Source organism: Variovorax ginsengisoli (assembly GCF_030811835.1).
Taxonomy (GTDB): domain Bacteria; phylum Pseudomonadota; class Gammaproteobacteria; order Burkholderiales; family Burkholderiaceae_C; genus Variovorax; species Variovorax ginsengisoli_C.
Map to the genome: position 1 here is coordinate 204,469 of NZ_JAUSRO010000002.1, position 15,016 is coordinate 219,484.

Below are 15,016 nucleotides of genomic sequence, written 5' to 3' on the forward strand. Positions count from 1 at the left end.
AGGCTCACCACTCAGGAGCCTTCATGAAAAACATCAAGACAAGCATCGCGCTGGCGGCATCGGCCGTGGCCATGTGTGCATCCACGGGCGCCCTGGCCCAGCAGGCGGGGGCCTGGCAGGTTGGTACGGGCTGGCTGCATTTCTCGCCACAGGATTCGAGCGGGCCGCTGACCTTCACCTCGCCTGTGAATCGCCAGGTACCGGGCTCGGGCGCAGGCGTTGGCAATGCCGACACGCTGGGCTTCAATGCAACCTATTTCTTCGACAGCCACTGGGCAGGCGAAGCCGTGGTGGGCGTGCCGCCCAAGTTCAATCTCTACGGCGAGGGCTCGCTCGGGCGCCTTGGCAAGTTGGGCGAAGCGCGCCAGTACAGCCCCACGCTGCTGGCCAAGTACTATTTCAACGAGGGGTCCGCCCAGTTCCGACCCTTTGTAGGCTTCGGTGCCACCTACGTGTTCTACCGCAGCGTGAAGTTGACGCAAGGGCTGCAGGGAGCCATCGCTGGGCAGATCGGCGCACCGTCTGCATTGAGTTCGACGTCGGCCAAGCTCGACAGCTCTTTTGCGCCGGTGTTCAACGTGGGCGCCGCCTACCAGTTCGACAAGCACTGGGGCATGTCGTTCTCGGTGTCCTACATTCCGCTGAAAACCACGGCCAAGCTGACGACCTCCGTGCGTGGCAATGTGGTGGCGACCAGCGAAGCGCGCATCAAGCTCAACCCGATCGTGCCGTACCTGGCGCTCACCTACACCTTCTGAGCGTGGTCACGCCGACAGGTCAGCGTCCGAGCCGGTAGGGCTCTTCAAAATCGAGGAAATCCTGCTCGGCCAGGGCGCCGTCCACCCAGGCCTTCACGCCGGGCAGGGCCTCGACCCGCGCCATGTAGCCGGCCACCTCGGGCGGCACTGGCAGCGCATAGCGCGTGAGCCGCATCACGATCGGTGAGAAGTAGGCATCAGCGATGCCGAAGCGACCGAACAGCATGCCGTCTGCATGGCTGGATGCATGCGCGGCCAGCAGTTCGCTCCACATCGCGACGATGCGCGTCACGTCGGCACGCACACCCGGCTGGTCGCGCCAGATCAGCGCGCCTTGCGTGGACAGGTCCGCTTCGATGTTCATCGGGCAATGCGAGCGCAGGCTGCGAAAACCGGCATGCATCTCCGCGCAGATGCTGCGCGCGCGGGCGCGCTGCGCGCGGTGGGCGGGCCAGAGCTGGGCATCGGGCCACCGCTCTGCCGCGTACTCGGCGATGGCCAGCGTATCCCAGACGGCCAGGTCGTCGTCGATGAGCACCGGCACCGTGCCCGTCGGATTCACGGACCCGACGGTACGCTTGAAATCGGAGTCGGCTTCGAAGGAGTCGAAGCGCACCGACACTTCGTCGAAGGGGATGCCGACTTGCCGCAGCAGCACCCAGGGCCGCATGGACCAGGACGAGTAATTCTTGTTGCCGACATAGAGCTGGGGCATGGTCGTGTACCTGCAGGCAATGTGCCCGTGATGGGGAGGCCGCCATCGTAGCGATCCGCCGCGCACGCATTGATGCCAAAAGGCGTGTCGATTGATGCGCGGCGAAGCGCGACGCCATGCAACGCGTCAGGGCAGGTCTTTGTTCGGCTCGGGTTCGGCGGCGTTGCGAGGGCCGATGTTGCCCAGTCGGCTGCGCAGCGACTGCGGCTGGCCGCTGATGAGCGCCGCGTAGTTGGTGGTGTTGGCCAGCACCTTCTTCACGTAGTCGCGCGTTTCGCTGAAGGGCACGTTTTCCGCCCAGATGGCCGCATCGATCACGGGGCCGTTGCGCCAGCTGCGCGGGCGGCCCGGGCCGGCGTTGTAGGCAGCGGCGGCCAGCGCCATCGAACCGTCGAAGTCGTCGAGCGCGAGCTTGAGGTAGGCGGTGCCGATGGTGATGTTGGTTTCGCGGTCGTTGATCTGGTCGGCGGTGAAGCCGGCGAGACCGATCTTGCGCGCCGTCCAGCGCGCGGTCGCCGGCATCACCTGCATCAGGCCGGAGGCGCCCACGCCGGAGCGCGCGTCCATGATGAAGCGGCTTTCCTGGCGAATCAGGCCGTAGACGTAGGCCGGGTCGAGGCCGATCTCCTGGCTCTTGCGCAGCACGGTGTCATGGAAGGGCATCGGATAACGCTGGTCCACGTCGATCACGCCCTTGGTGCGCTCGCTGGTGTTGATGCAGCGGTCCCATACCTGCTGCTGGCAGGCCATGTCGGCCGCGGCGAGCAGCTCGCGGTCGCCCAGGCCGCCTCGGTCGTGCAGGCTGGTGGCGTAGTTCCACTCGCGCACGCCTTCGGAGCGCAGGCCGATGGCGATGGCGTAGAGCCCGCGCGCGAGCGACGGGTTGGCGCGCGCCGCGCTCTTCTCTTCCGGCGTGAGGGGGGCGGGGCGCGTGGGCACCTGCGCGCGTTGGCCCATGTCTTCGAGTGCCAGCAGCTCGTAGAAGCCACGCGTGCCGGCAATGGTTTCCAGCAGCACGCGCGCCTGCGCACGCTGGGCCTCGCCGCCCTGCGCGGTCATGGCGCGCGCGCGCCAGTAGACCCAGGTCGGGTCGAGCTGGGCCTCGGGGCTCATGGCGAGCACACCGGCCTGCACGTCCTTCCATTGGCCGGCGCGCAGTGCAGCGCGCACCTTCCAGCCGAGCATGTCGTCGGACAGGTCGGTGTTCTTGGTCACGTTGGCGAAGTACGCGTTGGCCTGTGGCTGCAGCTTGGTTGCCGCCTGGCGGCCGATGGCACCCCAGAGCCAGTTGCGTTCTTCGGCGCTGAGCATCGACGCCCACTTGCTGTCGAGCTGGGCGGCCGCCATGTCGGGGTCGGCGATGGCGATCTTGATGAGTGCGAGCACCACCATTTCCTTGCGCGCCTTCGACGCTGCCACCACGGCGCTGCCGAGGAATCTCGGCGCGTTCGCATTGAGCTGGTCGAACATCGGCAGCGCCTCGGGCGCGACGATGGTGATGGCGCCACGGGCGGCCTGGGGCCGGTTGGCTTCGATCGACAGGCGTGCCTTCTTCCACGCGTCGGCCGGCGTCATGAGGCGTTCGGAGATCATGCGGTCGGCGGCGGTCAGGCAGCCGTCGTCGGCGTCGCGCTGGCGCAACCAGTTGTCGCGCACCTCGTCGGCCTGCGCCTTGGCGAAGATGCCGGTGCGCAAGGCATTGACCAGAACGGCGTAGCACGCCACCTGCGGATCGTCGCGCATGCGAAAGCCCGGATGCAGGGCGGCAAAGCCGTCCCAGTCACGGCGCTGGCCGAGCAGCAGCAGCCAGTCGTTGCGCAGGCGGTCTTCCTGGTAGGTGCCGGCATAGCGTGCGAGGAAGTCCTGCACCTCGAGCGGGCTGGCTTCCTGCAGCCGGGCCTTGAGTTCCCAATAGGCCGCCCAGGGTTCGAGCGCATGGCCGCGGGCCTGCGGCAGCAGCGCACTCAGGCGCGATTTGTCGCCGCGCTGGAAGGCCTGCTTCATCTGGATGAGCACGTCGTCGTTGGGGGTCTGCGCGCACGCGGGCTGGGCGAGCACCGCGAAAGCCAGGGTGATTGCGCCGAGAAGGTGGCGCCGGGGTGCCAAAATGCCTGAAAACTGCATCGGGTGATTATGGACAAGCCACACGAAGGAAACGAGGAAAAAGGTCATGCCCAGACGGCTGCCTTTTTCAAATCGCAGGTGCGTGCTGCATTGATCGAGCAACGCCTGGCGCTGCCCGATCGCCAGCAGCGTGCGGATCTGCTGCAGCGCGTCATGCGCATCTGGTTGGTCGGCCGGCCTGACACGGTCATCGGCGCGTACTGGCCGATCAAGGGCGAATTCGATCCGCTGCCGGCGCTGCACCGCTGGAAGGAAGACGGTGAACTGCTCGACGAGCCGCACCGCCGGCGCATCGGGTTGCCCGTGGTCAACCGCGAGCACAAGACCATGACCTTCCATTCCTGGTATCCCGGCTGCCCGATGGAGAACGATGCCTACGACATTCCCAAGCCCAAGGACACCGAGCTGATCGTGCCCACGCTGCTGTTCGTGCCCTGCCTGGGCTACAGCGCCGGCGGCTACCGGCTGGGTTACGGCGGCGGTTTCTACGACCGGACGCTGGCGTCGCTGGAGCCGCGGCCGTTCACGGTCGGCCTGGGCTTCACGAACGGCTTCCTGGAAAACCTGGAACCCGAAGCGCATGACGTGCCGCTCGACGCGATCCTCAACGACAACGGCGTGGTGTGGCCGGTGGGTTGAGGCCCCGGCACTCCTGCACTGGCACGCTCAGCTCAGGTCGTCGACGGTGTCCGGATCGGGCACCTCGCCGATGGTTTCCCGCGTGGTGACGGCCTGGGTCTGCAACCACTCGCAGAACGCCTTGATCTCCGGGCGCAGCGCGCTGCGCGGGCCGGTGATGAGCCAATAGGCCATGGGGGAATCCATGCGGTGGCGCGGCAGGACCTCGATCAGGTCGCCGTTGGCCAGGCTTTCGGCAATGAGCGAGCTGCGGGCCAGCACCACGCCCTGGCCGGTGAGCGCGGCCTGCACCATCTGGTAGGCGTAGTTGAAGTAGAGCCAGCGTTTGGGTTGCGCGCGGCTCATGTCGTTGTCTTCGAACCAGCGGCGCCAGGTCAGCCATTCGAGGTGCGTGCGGTGGGCGTCGCCAGCCTCGATCAGGGTGAAGCGGGCCAGGTCGGCCGGTCCCTTGATGGCGGGATTGCTCTTGAGCAGCCAAGGGCTGGCCACGGGCGTGATGGTCTCGCCGAAGAGCCGCAGCGCGCCCAGCGGCATGTTCTCGCGCGGGCCGTAGCGCAATGCGATGTCCACGTCGGCCACCTCCATGTCCAGCGCCGCGTCGCTCGCGTCGATGCGGATGTCGATGTCCGGGTTGTCGCGCTGGAAAGCTTCGAGTCGCGGAATGAGCCACATTGATGCGAAGGAGGCGAAGGTGGTCAGTCCCACGCTCTTGCGCCCCGCGCTCTGCCGGATCTGGCGTACCGCCCCGTCGATGCGTGGCAGCGACTGCTGCACCGCCAGCAGCAGTTGGGCGCCCGCACCGGTGAGTTCCACTGCGCGCGTATGGCGCAGGAACAGACCCACACCCACTTCTTCTTCCAGTGACTGGATCTGTCGGCTCACTGCCGACTGGGTCAGCGCCATTTCTTCGGCAGCGGCGCGGAAGTTCAGGTGCCGCGCCACGGCCTCGAAAGCGCGCAGGTGTCCGGCGCTGATCGGCCGGGAGCGCAGGTGGGTTTGGGAGTGCTGCATGGATTGATGCGGAAACGGAATCAGTAGGCTAACTCCTTTTCATTGGACTGCCAACGGGCCTGCGCAGATCATTCATTCCCGAACCGCGCCATTGCGTTTCGTCACAACGCCACTGGAGTTTCCGATGTCCGCCGCATTCTCTTCCCTCCCGTCCCTGTCGTTACCCACGCGCGCTGCCGCCGTGCCGCCGGCCGTGCGCAACGGTGCATGGCGAATCGAGTTCGGCGATGCCATGACGCTCAGGGCCACCAGTGCCAGCATTCTGCGGGTGCGGCAGGGTCGCATCTGGGTCACCTGCGACGCGACGGCCACCTGGGGCAGCGAGGACCTGGTGCTCGCTCCGGGCGAGTCGTTGCGCGTGGCGGCCGGCCAGCGCCTGGTGCTCGAGCCGTGGGACGGCTACGGCGCGACCTGCAGCTGGGACGTCGCCACCCCGAGCGACGCGAGTTGATCAGCCGTTGACGTCGAACCCGCTGCGCAGCGCCAGGAAGCGGTCGAGCGCGACCTGTCCGTCGAGCGTGTAGATCTCGGCCAGGCCGGTCACGTCGTCGCCCTCGGCCAGGCCCATGTCGAAGCGCTGGTAGCGGCGCTCGAACAACGCACCGTCGTACACCACGCGCATGTCGGCGTGGCGCACGTCCATTTCCATCGACGATGCCAACGTGAGCACGGCTTCGCGCGGGCCTTCGATATGCTGGCAGAAACGAATGCCGTCGAACACCAGCAAGCCGGTGATGCCGCGCAGGGGATTGCGGGCGCGGGCCTCGGACACAATTTGCCCCACCACCGTGGGGGATTGGCCATTCGCCAGGACGCTGCAGTAGAGAATTTCGTGAAGATCGGTCAAGGCGATGGAGTGTAGGTACGCCATTTCCCGCAGTGAATGTCAAAAGACATGACAGTTGCGCCTATAGTTGCCGCGTGAAACCTGAGGACTATCCGGCACCCGTTTGCCCACCGCGCGGCGCACATCCCTGCGACGCATGTGGCCTGCGCAACAACCCTGCTTTTTTGCCGCTGGCGCACGAGCAGTTGCGCTTGATCGAGGCGTTTCGAACCGGCGAGCGCGAAGTCGACGCCGGTGGCGCGATCATCCACGAACACCGGCGCAGCACGCAGCTCTTCACGCTCTACTCGGGATGGGCTTTTCGCTACAAGACGCTCAGCGACGGCCGTCGCCAGATCCTCGGATTTCTGCTGCCGGGCGACTTCATCGGCCTGCAGGACGAATTTGCCGATGGCCAGACGCACGGCGTGGAGGCAGTGACCGGCGCCACGCTGTGCACGTTCAGCCGCGACCGCCTCTGGGAGATGTTCAAGGCGCAGCCCAAGCTGGGCTACGACATCACATGGCTGGCTGCGCGCGAGGAAAAGCTCATCGACGACAACCTGGTCACGGCCGGACGTCGCAATGCGAGCGAGCGGGTGGCGATGCTGTTGATGCAGCTGTACCGCCGTGCCGAGCGCGCCGGGATGATCAAGGACGGCTGGGTGGAATTTCCGTTCAACCAGCAGCACATCGCCGATGCACTGGGCCTGTCGCTGGTGCACACCAACAAGACGCTGCGTCGGCTGCAGCGGCTGGGCCTGCACAAACTGGACAACGGTTGGCTGCGCATCCTCGAGCCGCATGCGCTGGAAGCGCTGGGCGACTACTTCGAGCGACCGCTGCGCGCGGTGCCGCTGATCTGACGCGCCTGATTTGCTTGGCGCGCGTCCATCGGGCCGGCGTCGCTCAGGGCACCCCGCTGTCCTGCAGGGCGAGGGTGCGCAGGTCGTCGCGGTAGGCTCGCAGGCGCTGTACCGCGCGCTCGCGTTGCGCTGCGCGCATGGCGTTGTGCTGCGTTGCGACATTGCTGCAGCCTTCCTGGGTCAGCGCCTGCTGGTAGTCCCGCCACGGGCCCGGCGCCGGGTCGGCCACGCGCCTTACATAGCCGACGATGGCGCGACGGACGTCCTCGGGTGCCATCGCGGTCGTGCTGGCTTGGCGCAGCAGGGCGATCGACTCGGCCTGGCGCTTGCGGCGTTCGGCGTCGATGCGACGCGGGTCGAACCGCGACTGGTCGGTCAGGCGTCGCATGAGTGCGCGCTGTTCGACGTCGAGCGGGCCGTAGAAGTCTTCGTTGCGCTCCAGGAACTCTTCGTAGCGCTTGCGATGTACCTGCTCGGGCGTCCGGTCGATCCATTCGTCGGCGAATTTGGCGTCGTTCTTGGCGTATTTGCGCGCCAGCGTCTGCAGTTGCGCCTCGCCCAGACTCATGGCGAGTTCGGTGCCGGGGCGCGCCGCCTGCTCGCCCACGGCGACCAGGCGGGCGCGCACCTCGTCGGCCAGCGCGCAGACCTGTGCGGGTGTCACGTCGTTGGGTGCCATGGCTTCGGCTTTCTGCAGCAGCGCGATGAGCTTGGGCAGCTCGTTGCGGCGGTGCCATGCGAGCAGGGCCGTCAGCTCGTCGCGGGTGCGAGGCGTCTGCGCGCCATTGAAGTCGATGTAGCCGTCGAGCCACCAGTAGGTGAATTCAGGCAGGTTGTTGTACGCCAGCTTGACCGCGCTGCACGAAGCCAGGGCAACGCCCACCAGCACCGCGCCGATAATCTTTGCCAGCCAGGCGAAACGCATTCGGGAAAGAAACATGAAGCAGATTCCACAGCAAATACGAGACGCGCAAGGCGCGGGGGTGGCGACGGATGTCGTGATCATGGCCGCGGGCAAAGGCACACGGATGAAGAGCACATTGCCCAAAGTGTTGCACCGTTTGGGTGGGCGTGCGCTGGCGATGCATGTCATCCATACCGCCGCGCGGGTGGGCGCGCGCCGTGTGGTGGTGGTGACGGGCCATGGCGCCGAGGCCGTGGAAGCGGCCCTCGGCGCAGGTGCGCAGGGCGTGCTACCCCTGCAGTTCGTGCGCCAGATGCCGCAGTTGGGCACGGGCCATGCCATGCAGCAGGCCGCCCCGGTGCTGCCGGACGACGGCACGGTGCTGGTGCTGTCGGGCGACGTGCCGCTGATCGGTGCCGACACGCTGCAGGCACTGCTGGCCGCGAGCGCGGGCGAGCGCCTGGCGCTCTTGACCATCGTGTTCGACGACCCGGCGGGCTATGGCCGCATCGTGCGCGATGCAGCCGGCGGTGCCGTGCAGGCCATCGTCGAGCAGAAGGATGCCACCGAGGCCGAGCGCGCGATCCGCGAGGTCTACAGCGGCGTGATGGCCGTGCCGGCCCGGCTGCTCAAGGGCTGGCTTGCACGCCTGGACAACCGTAACGCGCAGGCCGAGTACTACCTGACCGACGTCGTCAAGATGGCCGTGGCCGACGGCGTGCCGGTGGTGGCGCACCTGACGACCGATGCCTTGCAGGTCGCCGGCATCAACAATCCCGCGCAACTGGCAGCGCTCGAGCGTGCCTGGCAGGCGCGCCAGGCCGATGCGCTGATGGAAGCCGGCGTGCGCCTGGCCGACCCGGCACGCTTCGACCTGCGCGGCACGCTGGACTGTGGCGCTGACGTGGAGATCGACGTCAACTGCGTGTTCGAGGGCGCCGTGACGCTGGGTGACGGCGTGCGCATCGGCGCCCACTGCGTGATCGCCAATGCGCGCATCGAGGCGGGCGCGGTGATCCACCCGTTCACCCACATCGACGGCGAAAAGGCCGGCGTGACGGTGGGTGCCGGCGCGTTGGTCGGCCCCTTTGCGCGACTGCGGCCGGGCGCGCAGTTGGGCGCGGAGGTGCACATCGGGAACTTCGTCGAGGTGAAGAACGCGACGCTGGCCAAGGGTGCCAAGGCCAATCACCTGGCCTACCTGGGCGACGCCACGGTGGGCGAGCGCGTGAACTACGGCGCGGGCAGCATCACCGCCAACTACGACGGCGCCAACAAGCATCGCACCGTGATCGGCGACGATGTGCACGTGGGCAGCAACTGCGTGCTGGTCGCACCCATCACCATCGGCGCAGGCGGCACCATTGGTGGAGGCTCCACCATTGCCAAGAGCACGGAGCCGGGCGCATTGACCGTGGGGCGTGCGCGGCAGGTGAGCTTTGCGAACTGGCAGCGTCCGAAGAAAAACCAGCCTTGATCCGGCGCGGGCCTGGCGGTCGCGGCCTTGCGCGGCAGCCGTTCAACCCAGCGGCACCCGCGGCGCGAACTTCGCGCGCCTCACGCTGAAGAAGGTCTTCACGTTGCGCACATTCGCATCGCTGTGGAAGAGGCGCTGCGCCAACGCCAGATAGCCGGGCATGTCGCGCGTGCCCACGATCAGGATGAAGTCCGGACCCGGCGATACGCGATAGCACTGCTGCACGGCGTCGTCGTCGGCCACGCGGGTCTCGAACGCGGCGAGCGAGGCTTCGTCCTGCCGGTCAAGGGAGACTTCCACCACCGCTTCCAGTCCATGCCCCTGCACCGCCGCCATGCGGCCTGGCGACAGCAGCGCGATTTCGCGTTCGATCAACCCGGCCTGGCGCAAGCGCTGGACGCGGCGCAGGCAGGTGGGCGGCGAGATCGCCATGCGGGCCGCCAGGTGCTGGTTGGTCTCTGACGCATCGCGTTGCAGCGCGTCGAGCAGGCGAAGGTCGATGGCATCGAGTGATACAGATTCCATAATTCCATGAATTATGGAATAAAAGTTCTTTATATCAGCGGATTGAATTTTTGTTTCACTAAATGATGAAATGAGAAATCCATTGCGCGGGGAGGCGTTCTACGATTCGGTTCGTTCCCGGGCTCAGGCCCATCACTCATCCAAAAGGCAGGTCTCCCATGTGTGGCATCGTCGGCGCAGCGTCCCATCGCAACATCGTTCCCGTCCTCGTCCAGGGTCTGCAGCGGCTGGAGTACCGCGGCTATGACTCCTGCGGCGTGGCTGTGCATGCGGGCGGCTTGACGCGTGCGCGAACCACTTCGAGGGTCGCCGACCTGCTCACGCAAGTGGCCGATGACCATCTCGAAGGCCTCACCGGCATCGCCCACACGCGCTGGGCCACCCACGGGGCGCCCGTGGTGCACAACGCGCATCCGCACTTCAGCCACGGACCGGGCGAGGGCGCCGACAGCGCGCGGCCGGCGCGCATCGCGCTGGTTCACAACGGCATCATCGAGAACCACGAGGCGCTGCGCGCAGCGCTGCAGGCCAAGGGCTATGTCTTCGCCAGCCAGACCGACACCGAAGTCATCTCGCACCTGGTCGACAGCCTCTATGACGGCGATCTGTTCGATGCCGTCAAGGCCGCGGTGCTGCAGCTGCATGGCGCCTACGCCATTGCGGTGATCTGCCGCGACGAGCCGCAGCGCGTCATTGGCGCGCGCGCCGGATCACCGCTGATCCTGGGCGTCGGCAAGGATGGCAGCGAGAACTTCCTCGCCAGCGACGCGATGGCGCTCGCTGGCGTGACCGACCAGATCGTCTATCTGGAAGAGGGCGACGTGGTCGACCTGCAACCGGGCAAGTACTGGATCGTCGACGGCGCGCACAAGCCGCTGTCGGCCGCGCAGCGCCCGGTGCGCACGGTGCTCGCGCACAGCGGTGCGGCCGAACTGGGCCCGTACCGCCACTACATGCAGAAGGAAATCTTCGAGCAACCGCGCGCCATTGCCGACACGCTCGAAGGCGTGGAAGGCATCGTGCCCGAGCTGTTCGATGGCGTCGGCCAGAACGGCGCCACCGGGGCGAGCGCGCACCGCGTGTTCAAGGACATCGACCAGGTGCTCATCCTGGCCTGTGGCACCAGCTACTACAGCGGCTGCACCGCCAAGTACTGGCTGGAAAGCATCGCCAGGATCCCGACCCAGGTCGAGATCGCCAGTGAATACCGCTACCGCGATTCGGTGCCCGACCCGCGGACGCTGGTCGTGACCATCACCCAGTCGGGCGAGACCGCCGACACGCTGGCCGCGCTCAAGCACGCGCGCAGCCTGGGCATGGAGCAGACGCTCACCATCTGCAACGTGGCGACCAGCGCCATGGTGCGCGAATGCAAGCTGGCCTACATCACGCGTGCTGGCGTCGAGATTGGCGTGGCGTCGACCAAGGCCTTCACCACGCAGCTCGCGGGTCTGTTCCTGCTGACATTGGCACTGGCCCAGGCCAAGGGCCGCCTCAGCGACGAGGCCGAAGCCGGCTACCTGAAGGCCATGCGCCACCTGCCCGTCGCGCTGCAGTCGGTGCTGGCGCTGGAGCCGCAGGTCATCAGCTGGGCCGAGGATTTCGCGCGCAAGGAAAACGCCCTGTTCCTCGGCCGTGGCCTGCACTACCCGATCGCGCTCGAAGGCGCGCTCAAGCTCAAGGAAGTGACCTACATCCACGCCGAGGCCTACGCCGCCGGCGAACTCAAGCACGGCCCGCTGGCGCTGGTGACCAGCGAAATGCCGGTGGTGGCCGTCGCGCCCAACGATGCACTGCTGGAAAAGCTCAAGAGCAACCTGCAGGAAGTGCGCGCCCGCGGCGGCGTGCTCTACGTGCTGGCCGACGCCGACACCCGCCTGGAGAACAGCGAAGGCATCCACGTCATCCGCATGCCCGAGCACTACGGCGCACTGTCACCCTTGCTGCACGTGGTGCCGCTGCAATTGCTGGCGTATCACACGGCGTGTGCACGGGGGACGGATGTGGACAAGCCGCGGAATCTGGCGAAGAGTGTGACGGTGGAGTGAGGGGCTGTATCGGGGGACAGGCCTGGGCCTCGATTGATTCTGTCGGCGCGACTGTGCTTCGAGCGGTGTGAGCGCCAGCAATGGGGTGATTGCTGACGATCGCGATCGGTAGACCGATCAAGGGCATTCCGCCCGCAGGTATCTCAGGACCTTTGTTGTGCTCGGGGTTGAAGGGGTGATGCGAGCGTGTCGTAACCCTCTGAGACTTCGTTTTCCTATGGCGCTGGCGACACTACCTCGGTGTTTCCAACCCAATGAAAACGAACGAAGGAGCCCAACAATGAGCGGATTCAAAATCGTCAACGGCGTCGCTGAAATCAGCGATCCCGCCATCTACAAGAACTGGCTTGACAACGACGAGTTCAAGGCCGCCGTTGCGGCGGACCCTTCGCCCGAGCGCACCGCAGTCAAACGGCTACTGATCGAGTTTGAAGCCGACCTTTCCCGGATCGTTCGTGACAATGTGATCTCCGAGCGGGTCGCTGAGGTGATGACGAAGTACATCGCCGAGGACTATATCCAGCACGATCCCAACGCATTCGGCCACGGCCGTGACAAGCTCATCGAGCAATTTCGGTTGGTGCCCATCACCGGCACGACGCCGCCGCCCGTCGTGAGCGTCATTCTCGATGGCGAGGTCGGCTGTCTCATGATGCGCGAACTTGCACCTGATCCCGTGGTGCCTGGCGCGACCTATGAGTGGAACATCCTCACGGTCTTTCGGGTGCACAACGGCAAGATCGCCGAGCACTGGAGCACCTTTCGCAAAGTGGTGCCCGGCCAGAACCCCATGGGAAATTGAGAACGCCACCTGACGCAGCTTGCCGTCGATCGGGTTCACCGGCGAGCCATCGCCAAGGTCCACCTCGGCGTGCCGCCAGGACCTTATCTCCAGACCTGGCCCGACGCTGGACCACATAACAATAGAAGGACAACCAATGACCTTGGAAATGAAACCGCCCGCAGGCGGTCCCCCCTCGGGATTTCCGCCGCTGGGAGGGCCTGCGCCCCAGCAGCCTCAGTTTCCCGAATCGCCGTACCTCAGCGAGGTTGGGCGTCGGATGCGTGATGAAGTTCTCGAGATGTTGCCGCTGCTGCGCAAGAACGCGGCCGAAGGCGAGCAACTCGGAGCCCTGGCGCCCGCCACGCTGGAGGCCCTCGATCGCGTAGGTGTCTTCAAGATCACGATCCCGACGGAGCTTGGAGGGTCCGCCCTTGGCGCACGCGACTCCGCGGAGATCGTCAAAGCGCTCGGCCAGGGCGATGCGTCGGCCGGCTGGCTCGTGATCGTCTCGAGTGCCGCCAGGAACGCGCTGGGCTTCGACTCGAAAGCCCGCGACGAGGTCTTTGCCAGCATCGCCGATTGGGTGGGGCCCATCATGTTCGGCGCCACCGTCTTCGCACCGAAGGTCGGTGACGGCCGCGAAGTCGACGGTGGCTATATGGTGAAAGGGAAATGGTCTTTCGGCAGCGGTTGCAAACATGCAGCCTGGGGAGCCGTCGGCTTCGAATATGACGACCAGGCCAGCGGAGAACGTCGGCGCGCGATGGGGATACTCTCCCGCGACCAGTACGAGATTGTCGATGACTGGAAAGTCATGGGCCTGCAGGCGACGAGCTCCAACAGTGTTCGATCGGAGACGGAGATCTTCGTGCCGGACTACCGCGTCGTCCACACCAACGATCTACCACGTCTGACAGAGGCGTTGCGCGGGAAGTACTCCGGACTGGCCTTCAAACATGGTCCGATCGGCGGCATGGTGGCCACGACGTGCTCGTTCGCGGCACTTGCGGTCGGTATCGCACAGGGTGCCCTCGACTCGTTTGTCCAACAGGCGACGAAGCGGCCGCCGTTCAACCTTCCCTACAAAACGATGTCGGAGATGGCGTCGATCCAAGTCGTCGCTGGCAAGGCACGGGCGGTCATCAACAGTGCCAATGCGGTCCTCTGGCGTCACGCCGACGAGATCGATCGGCGGGCGCTTGCGCAGGAAGAGTTCTTCCCATGGAACGAGCCAGAGATCACGACAGACCTGGTCCACCTCATCCACGAGTGCCTCCGCGTGGTCGATGGCTTGCTGCTCGCACTGGGCTCATCGGCTGTGGTGCTGAGCAATCCGCTCCAGCGCGCGGTACGCGATATCCATGTGTTGGCGACGCACGGTGCATTCCGCATCGATCCTGCGGCCGAAATCAGCGGGCGAGACATGTTCGGCCTCGATCCTTTCCCGATGATCGCCGCACTCAGTTCGCCCCCCGCAGCGAATGCGGACCGACCACCGGTGCCGCAGCCAGGGCGCGCGCGCGTTGGCGACATGGCCTCCGCTTTTCCAACCCGGTGAAAACGACATGAACCAACTCAGCAAGTCGGCAGACTTCGACGCCGGTTCCAGGGCCACATCCCTGGCTGCCAGGGGCGCCCAGTCCCGAAGCGGGACGAGAAAAACAGGTGAGGGCGCTCCGCCGAAGATCAGTTTGAAGCAGTACGTCGCCGACTTCATGAGGGCGTCGGGCCGCGCCAAGGCAGCACTCATCGGCAGTCTTCTGCTCGTGGCCATGGGCCCCGCCGGCCTGTCGGCACTGACCCCGTTCGTGGTACCGGCATTCGCGATGAAGACAGGGGCGCCGCTGCCGGTCGCGATCCTGCTTTTCGTTACCTTGCCGCTGATCATCGGCCCGCTGGTTCTGCCTTTCGCCGGACGATGGGCCGATCGGCTGGGTGCTCGGCGCGTGGCGCTTCCCGCGATCGTCCTGTACGCGATCATCACGGGGATCATCCCCCTTGTGGCGGGTACGACCTGGCTGCTGGGAACGCTCCTCGTGGTCGCGTCGATCTTTGGATTCAGCGCAAGCCTGGGGATCGCGTTCAAAGTGATCTCTGAGTGGTTTCCCGAGCACCGTGGGGTCGGATTCGGCCTGATCGGCGTGGCCTCCAGTCTCTTCAGTGCGGTCTTCTCACCGTTGTTCCAGTGGCTGGTCAACGGCAATGCTGCGGTGTCGCTCTCGATGATGCCGAGCGCCAGCGGGTGCACGTCCACTGCTGGACGACCATCTTTCTGGGTTGCACGGGGCAGCAGCTTCCACTGCCAATCCGGGTGTCTTTACGGGGTTGGGCTGGGACGG

14 protein-coding genes and 1 pseudogene are annotated in these 15,016 nt (G+C 66.0%); 9 read left to right on the top strand and 6 right to left on the bottom strand.

The window, feature by feature from the left end:
- The first annotated feature begins 23 nt into the window (after nucleotides 1-23).
- Nucleotides 24-758 (top strand): OmpW/AlkL family protein, encoded by a 735-nt coding sequence (locus J2W36_RS03140; RefSeq protein WP_307688207.1) that lies wholly within the window; start codon nucleotides 24-26, stop codon nucleotides 756-758.
- 19 nt (nucleotides 759-777) lie between these two features.
- Here J2W36_RS03140 and J2W36_RS03145 read toward each other — a convergent pair whose 3' ends face one another.
- Together J2W36_RS03145 and J2W36_RS03150 are read right to left on the bottom strand one after the other, a co-directional pair.
- Nucleotides 778-1,473 carry a glutathione S-transferase family protein gene (locus J2W36_RS03145; RefSeq protein ID WP_307688208.1) on the bottom strand — a complete coding sequence of 232 codons (696 nt, stop codon included), beginning with the start codon at nucleotides 1,471-1,473 and terminating at the stop codon, nucleotides 778-780.
- 126 nt (nucleotides 1,474-1,599) lie between these two features.
- A complete protein-coding gene (locus tag J2W36_RS03150) occupies nucleotides 1,600-3,597 on the bottom strand; it encodes a lytic transglycosylase domain-containing protein (RefSeq protein ID WP_307688209.1) in 1,998 nt (665 codons plus the stop codon).
- 9 nt (nucleotides 3,598-3,606) lie between these two features.
- Here J2W36_RS03150 and J2W36_RS03155 point away from each other — a divergent pair, with 9 nt between their 5' ends.
- Nucleotides 3,607-4,236 carry a 5-formyltetrahydrofolate cyclo-ligase gene (locus tag J2W36_RS03155; protein ID WP_307688210.1) on the top strand — a complete coding sequence of 210 codons (630 nt, stop codon included), beginning with the start codon at nucleotides 3,607-3,609 and terminating at the stop codon, nucleotides 4,234-4,236.
- A 27-nt stretch (nucleotides 4,237-4,263) separates the two neighbouring features.
- On the opposite strand, the gene J2W36_RS03160 is transcribed toward J2W36_RS03155, so the two are convergent.
- Entirely contained in the window at nucleotides 4,264-5,247 is a 984-nt protein-coding gene (locus tag J2W36_RS03160) for a LysR substrate-binding domain-containing protein (protein ID WP_307688211.1), read from the bottom strand.
- A gap of 124 nt (nucleotides 5,248-5,371) precedes the next feature.
- Here J2W36_RS03160 and J2W36_RS03165 point away from each other — a divergent pair, with 124 nt between their 5' ends.
- Nucleotides 5,372-5,698 carry a DUF2917 domain-containing protein gene (locus J2W36_RS03165; protein WP_307688212.1) on the top strand — a complete coding sequence of 109 codons (327 nt, stop codon included), beginning with the start codon at nucleotides 5,372-5,374 and terminating at the stop codon, nucleotides 5,696-5,698.
- Here the strand turns inward: J2W36_RS03165 and J2W36_RS03170 are convergent, their stop codons facing one another.
- A complete protein-coding gene (locus tag J2W36_RS03170; RefSeq protein ID WP_307688213.1) occupies nucleotides 5,699-6,094 on the bottom strand; it encodes a BLUF domain-containing protein in 396 nt (131 codons plus the stop codon).
- A gap of 74 nt (nucleotides 6,095-6,168) precedes the next feature.
- On the opposite strand from J2W36_RS03170, the gene J2W36_RS03175 reads away from it, so the two are divergent.
- Nucleotides 6,169-6,939, top strand: a complete 771-nt coding sequence (locus tag J2W36_RS03175; protein ID WP_307688214.1) for a Crp/Fnr family transcriptional regulator — start codon at nucleotides 6,169-6,171, stop codon at nucleotides 6,937-6,939.
- Between the two features lie 43 nt (nucleotides 6,940-6,982).
- Here J2W36_RS03175 and J2W36_RS03180 read toward each other — a convergent pair whose 3' ends face one another.
- Entirely contained in the window at nucleotides 6,983-7,879 is an 897-nt protein-coding gene (locus J2W36_RS03180; RefSeq protein WP_307688215.1) for a DUF6279 family lipoprotein, read from the bottom strand.
- Between J2W36_RS03180 and glmU the strand changes: the two genes are divergently transcribed.
- Nucleotides 7,878-9,320: a bifunctional UDP-N-acetylglucosamine diphosphorylase/glucosamine-1-phosphate N-acetyltransferase GlmU gene (glmU, locus tag J2W36_RS03185; RefSeq protein ID WP_307688216.1), complete on the top strand. Its 1,443-nt coding sequence runs from the start codon at nucleotides 7,878-7,880 to the stop codon at nucleotides 9,318-9,320. The two genes, J2W36_RS03180 and glmU, sit on opposite strands and share 2 nt — an antisense overlap.
- A 42-nt stretch (nucleotides 9,321-9,362) precedes the next feature.
- Here glmU and J2W36_RS03190 read toward each other — a convergent pair whose 3' ends face one another.
- Nucleotides 9,363-9,845 carry an Lrp/AsnC family transcriptional regulator gene (locus J2W36_RS03190; protein ID WP_307688217.1) on the bottom strand — a complete coding sequence of 161 codons (483 nt, stop codon included), beginning with the start codon at nucleotides 9,843-9,845 and terminating at the stop codon, nucleotides 9,363-9,365.
- A 158-nt stretch (nucleotides 9,846-10,003) separates the two neighbouring features.
- Between J2W36_RS03190 and glmS the strand changes: the two genes are divergently transcribed.
- The 4 genes and pseudogenes from glmS to J2W36_RS26545 all read left to right on the top strand — a co-directional run.
- Nucleotides 10,004-11,893 carry a glutamine--fructose-6-phosphate transaminase (isomerizing) gene (gene glmS, locus J2W36_RS03195; protein WP_307688218.1) on the top strand — a complete coding sequence of 630 codons (1,890 nt, stop codon included), beginning with the start codon at nucleotides 10,004-10,006 and terminating at the stop codon, nucleotides 11,891-11,893.
- 280 nt (nucleotides 11,894-12,173) lie between these two features.
- Nucleotides 12,174-12,695 carry a nuclear transport factor 2 family protein gene (locus J2W36_RS03200; RefSeq protein ID WP_307688219.1) on the top strand — a complete coding sequence of 174 codons (522 nt, stop codon included), beginning with the start codon at nucleotides 12,174-12,176 and terminating at the stop codon, nucleotides 12,693-12,695.
- Between the two features lie 280 nt (nucleotides 12,696-12,975).
- Complete coding sequence (locus J2W36_RS03205) at nucleotides 12,976-14,235, top strand: acyl-CoA dehydrogenase family protein (RefSeq protein ID WP_307688220.1); 1,260 nt, start codon at nucleotides 12,976-12,978, stop codon at nucleotides 14,233-14,235.
- A 214-nt stretch (nucleotides 14,236-14,449) separates the two neighbouring features.
- A pseudogene (locus tag J2W36_RS26545) lies at nucleotides 14,450-14,860 on the top strand (MFS transporter); the annotation flags it as partial.
- Nucleotides 14,861-15,016 lie beyond the last annotated feature (156 nt).